The organism is Azospirillum aestuarii, from assembly GCF_016632405.1.
Taxonomy (GTDB): domain Bacteria; phylum Pseudomonadota; class Alphaproteobacteria; order Azospirillales; family Azospirillaceae; genus Azospirillum; species Azospirillum aestuarii.
Genome location: NZ_JAEPIV010000073.1, coordinates 1 through 5,743 on the forward strand (window position 1 = coordinate 1; position 5,743 = coordinate 5,743).

1 protein-coding gene is annotated in these 5,743 nt (G+C 68.0%); it reads right to left on the reverse strand.

Annotated elements, in window-relative coordinates; genetic code table 11:
- Positions 1-28: 28 nt before the first annotated feature.
- Entirely contained in the window at positions 29-5,716 is a 5,688-nt protein-coding gene (locus JJL56_RS32555) for a phage tail length tape measure family protein (protein WP_345772669.1), read from the reverse strand.
- Positions 5,717-5,743: the final 27 nt, after the last annotated feature.

The window sequence follows — 5,743 nt, forward strand, 5'->3', positions numbered from 1 at the left end:
GCGGCGGCATCCAGGGAAGATACCGCCATCACTGGTGGGCCGCCACCGTCGCCGTGACAACGCCCTCGCCGAGCTTCGCGGAGAGCACGGCTCCTTCATAGCCGACGGCCTGCATCGCCTTGACCAGATCGGTGCTGGCCATGGACCAGTAGCCGGTGAGCTGCGCGACCTGCTTCTGATAGTCGGTGCTGGTGTCGGTGACCCCGGCGATTTCCGCGTCGATGCGGGCCTTGGCCGCGACCAGAGCAAGCATGCGCTTCTCGGCGGCTGCCAGTGCCGCCGGAACCTGCATGCCGGCGGCGGACATCGCCGCCATCGACTTCACCATGTCGTCGGCGAGCGCTTGGAAGTCCTTCCCGACCGCGCTGAAGGTGCCATCGGCCAAGCTCTGGACGACGCCCATCACCTCGCCATAACGCCCGGTGCTCAGCCCCTGCTCGCCCAGCTTCTCATTGAGCAGACGGGCGGCAGTTTCACGCTTCTCGGTGGCCGGGGTGATGCCGAGCGAGGTCGCGTAGGCGTTGGTCTTCTCCAGCGCCTGCCGCAGCACGTCGGGGATCGCCACGCCCGCCTCGGCGATGGACTGCACAGCGGCGTCCAGATCCTCAGCAAGCGCCGCCACCTTGGCCTCGCCGCCCTGACCGCGGACGCCAGCCAGATAGGCGTCGGAGGAGCCACCGGCGAGCTGGGCGACGGTGTAGCCGGTGGCGCCGGCCTCCAGCCCGCCCATCACGCCGGTTGCCACCGTGCCGGTCGGGTCGGCCTTGATGGCGTCGAGCAGCTTCGTCAGCACCGCCTCGGCCGCCGTAAAATCGCCACCGGTCGGCGACAGGCCAGGGTCCCCCGGCCCGGCCACCGCGGGGGCCTCGCCGGGGCCGGTCACGGAGGCGAGCCCCTTTCCCATCGCCTCGGCAAAGCCGCGGATGCCGCCGATGGCGACGGTCCCGGTGATGCCGACCATGCCGCCGAGAACGCCGGCCTCCTTTGCATCCAGCCCGAGGGCATTGGCGACGGCACAGCCCACGTCGCTGATGGCCGAAGAGATCGTGCTGATGAAACCGCCAAAACCTCCGCTGTTTTCGGACGCGGTAAATCCCCCGTCGCGGTCGGTGTGGCCGCCGTATCCGTCCGAGTTGCCGCCCATACCACCGACGCCGCCGGACCCGTTGTCGGACGATCCGCCGGTCTCGCCCTCCAGGAACATGGGAAGGCCGGTCACCGGGTTGATGCGCCCGCCGCCCAGCGTCTTGTGCATCCAGGCCAGTTCGTCCGGCCGGACGTGGACCAGCTCCGTGTCGCGGCCCTGCCCGAGCCCGGCCACCATCCGCGCCGACTCACGCGCGTTCCAGATCCGCTCGCCGCCGGCCAGCTTGACCAGCTCCGGCCCGTCCTCGCCGACCACCGCCCAGCCAGCCTTGGCCGAGGGCGTGCCGGTGGCGTAGCCGGGCAGACCGGCCAGCAGCTTGTCGAGAGCGGCGTTGCCGGTCTTGCTGCCTGCCTTCGCGGTCAAAGCCGCCACGTCGTAGGTCGCCGCGGCGCCGTCCAAGAAGGCGAGCACCGTCTTACCGAAGGCGTTCGCCGCCGCGGTGCCCTGCTGGGTGGCGGCGACGATGCTGTCCATGCCGCTGTTCCACAGCGTGATCGTGTCCCGCCACTTGCTGGCAAAGTCGATGGCCTTGACCGCGGCGTCGAGGTCATCGCCGACCGCGTTCGCGAGGACCCACGCGATGTCGGCGTTGTCAGACTTCATGGAGCGCAGGGCCTGGAGCATGGCCTGCTCCGGGGTGGCGTTCCGCTCGCCGACCGCCACGTTGGTCAGCTTGCCGGCGACCAGCCCATAGGTGTCCATCAACCCGTTGAGCTTGGTGGCGACCTGCTCGACCGCGCTGTTCCACTTCGCCGGATCGCCGCCGTTGTCGGCGTCGAAGCTGTCGCGTGTGAAGCGCCCGCCCTTCATCGACAGATTGGTGACGGAATAGGGGTCCCCACGGCTGTTGCCGTCGCTGAACGCGCTGAGAAGGGTGCCCCCGAGCGCGACCAGCCCACCGGCAACCTGCATGCCAGGGATCAACATCATGACGCCGCCGGCCATCTGCGCGGCCCCACCGATGCTCTGGCCGGCGTTCTGCGCGCGGGACATCTGGAGAGCGCCGCCGACCGCGGTCAGACCGCCGCCGACCACGTTCCCCCAGGTCACCGCAGGCGTTGCCGGGGCAGTCCCCATGCCGGTCTGTGCGCCTTCGCCACCCGCCAGCATGCCGTTCCCGGCCTTCGCCACGGGGGCCGTCTTGGAGGCGACGTTCCCGCCCCATGCCGTGCTGTTCAGCCAGGACTTGACGCCGCTCAAGCTGGTGTCACCGAAGCTCCCGCCGCTGATCCCGTTCCACACGCTGCCCAGCGCCGCAGAGATACCCTGCGGCCCGCCGGCAGAGATGACGCTGCCGCCGACCGACACGGTTCCGGCGCCGGTGATCCCGCCCAGCAGGGACATGATGCCGCCGAGGGCGGCCTGCGTTCCGCCGACCATGCCCGCCGCCGCGGTCTGCTGGGCCTGCGTAAGCTGCTGGGTAGCTCTCACCGCTTGGTCGCGCGACTTGGTCTCCGCCTCCAGCGATTCCCGGAAGTGGCCCAGCCCGTTCGTCAGCGCGTCCTGCTTGTCGGTGGCCTCAACCGTAGCCTTCTGGCTGCCAAGCGCGGCGTCGATCACCTTGCGCTGCTCGCTGGTGAACACCGACGCAGCCGCAGCCGCCTGGGTCTGTGCACCCGCGAGGGTAACCGTCGATGTGGCGGCTTGATCGTACGCCGCCCTGTTGGCCTTCACCGACGCCACATATCCGTCGCTGCTCTTGGTGATGAAGCCGCCGAAGGTGGACAGCGCCCGCTCCAGGTCGCCGCCGGCACGGTCGAGGTGCTCACGGAAGATGCGGGTGCCGGCATCGACGTTCTGCGCAGGGTCGAAGGGGTTGGTAACGCCGTATGCGCTCCAGTTGGCCGGCATGATCTGCATCAGGCCGGCGGCGCCGGAACGCGGGTTCACGGCCGTGGGGGTCCAGGTGGACTCCTGCTGGATGAGCGCCTTGATGGTGTTGGCGTCCACCCCGTATTTGGCGGAGGCGGTCTGGATCACGCCCTCGAGGTCCCCGGCGTCCTTCACCGCCACGGGCACCGGCCCGGAAGTGGCTTGCGTCGCCATGCTGTTGAGGTCCAGGGCGGCGCCTCCAGCAGATGCGAAGCGAACCCACATCGGGTTGCCCTGCGATCCAATGACTCCGGTCCTGCCACCGGTCAGCCCTTCGAACAACGAACGATAGCCGCCGGGGTCGTTGTCGTTTACGGGCTGCACGAGGTTGTCGTTGGCTGGAGCCGGGGCCAGCACCTTCGTCATGGTGCCGGTCAGCCAGTTCTCCAGTGGCTTGGTCACCGTCGCGCGCAGGAAGATGCGCTCGATGTCGGATTGAAGCCCCTTCAGAATGTCGCTCAGCTGGCCGCCGGCGAGGACGGCGTCCTCGAAGCCCTTGCCGATGACATTGGCGAAGTCGCGGGATGCCTCCGTGGCGTCAGCGACCCGTGACCGATATTCCGCAACAGCACCGGCTTGCGCAATCCAGGCATCACGGGTTTCCTGCGGCACCTGCGCCCAATCCCCGGAGTTCTGCACCTCCAGTTGGGCGCGCATGATGGCCACGGAGCGCTCCCGCTCCGCGTTGCTCATGCCGAGCATGTCGTACTCGGCGCGGACCAACGCGAGATCCTGATTGCCCTGGCGTATGGAAGAGTTCACACGCGCGGCTGCATTCTGCGCTTCGAGCGCGCGGGTGCCGGCTTCAATGGCCTGGGCGCGGGCGGAATCGAGGTCAACACCCTCTTTCAGGATCTGCGCACGGACCTTGTTCTGGATGTTGGCCTCTGCGACGGCCGCACCGGATTCCGCTTCTGCCTGGGCCAGCCGCCGGGCGGCGTCGGTCTGCTCCGCGATGTCGCGGTTCCATGCCCGCTGCTGCGCGGAGAGGTCGGCAAGCGACTCCTGATAGTCCAGGGCGGCCAGGGTCAGAGCCTTCACCGGGTCTACACCGCGGGCCAACTGCTCCGCCAGCACATTCTCCGACCGGGCGCGCGCCATGGCGATGTCGCCTCCGCGGGCCTGAGCGTCGGCAAGGCGCTGTGCAGATGCGACGGCAAGCTGACCGGTCGCGATGGAGGTATCCACCTGGGCGTTGAACTCGATCATGCCCTTGGTGAGGGCATCATCTTCAGCTTGCTTCGCCTTCTTGTAGTCGCTGGTCTCCCGCAAGACGCGGAAGAACTCGGCCTCCGCCTGAGCGGCGATGATCGTCGGCTGGGAAAGCGAGGCGGTTGCCGCGCCGAGCCGCTGGGCGTCCTGGATTGCCTCCTGCATCGACCGGTGGCGTTCGGCAGCCTGCGCAGCGTACTTCCGAATCAGACCATCATTGATCTGGTCCGTTTCGGTCTGCGTCAGGGCCTCACCGGGCATCGCGCCGCGCTTCTTCAGAATTTCCTGGCGCTGCTGCTCGAAGTCGCGCGCGCGGCCTACGGAGGCCTCCGTCACGCGCGCCTGGCGCTCCATCTCAAGCGCAAACGCCTTCGCGGGCTCCGCGGCTTGCTCCAGTTGGGTCTTGTAGAGGTTCAGGACGCGGGTCTTGTCCTGGAGGGACATGGCCCCCGCAGTGACCGCATCGTTCAACATGATCTCGGCGTTGCGGAGATCCTGCGTTGCTGTGATCGCCGGATCGACCGATCGGGCGAGATTCATCGCCTGGGTCTGGAGCCGGTTGAATTCCGCCGCCTTGCGGTCACTTGCCGCCTTCGCATCGCGGTCCCGCTGGTCCCGCAGTTCCCGTGCCAGCGCGTCCTTTGCCTGTTGGAGCATGTCGGCATCACGGACACGGGCGCCGTCAACGACGGTCGTCCCGTTGGGGTCGGCGGCGACACGCGCCGTCCATAGGTCGATGTCCTTTTGGAGCGCAGTCGTGCGCTCCGCATGGGTCTGTGGTCCGGCACCGTACCGGCCCGCGGCATCCGCGGCGTTGCTGATCACCCGGCCAAGGCCATCCCACAACTTCGTGTACCACGCCACCTTTTCGGCGGCACCGTCGATGCGCGGCTTCAGTCCTTCCAGAAGCGCCTGCTGGGCGCGCTCAAGCTGGCCCTGCGCCTCGTAGTTACGGATCGTCTGGACCTGTGCGTCGGAGAACATGCCCCACTTCTGGGCGGCTTCCTCCGCTGCCTTCGCTGGGCTGGAGAACATCCCGGCAAGGTCTTCGGATGCCTTCGCGACGTCCTGCGAAGTCGCAACGGCGAAGTCCTTGGTGAAGGCGGTTAGGTCGGTAAGTACCTGTCCGCCGATCTTGCCGGTGCCGATGTAGGCGGTTGCGATGTCGCGGGCGGCGGCATTGGAGATGCCGCGCGACGCTCCTACCGCGTCGGTCATGGACACGAACTGCGAAGCCGTGATCCCAGCAGCGTTGCCGGTCAGCCGGGTCACACGCTCGGCTTCCCGCACGTCGTCGAAGAACCGCTTCATGCCATAGGCGGCAACGGCAAACGCGGCGCCGATGGCGAGAACCGGGGTTGCCATAAGCGCGATGCGGGCGGCCGCAACCGCTGCCTCCTTCCCGGCCAGCAAGAACACGTCAACGATCTGCGGCCCCTGCTGGATCAGGGAGCTATGTTGGAGATTGGGTGACGGGCCGATCAGGCGGCGTTCTGTGACGCGGCTTCAGTG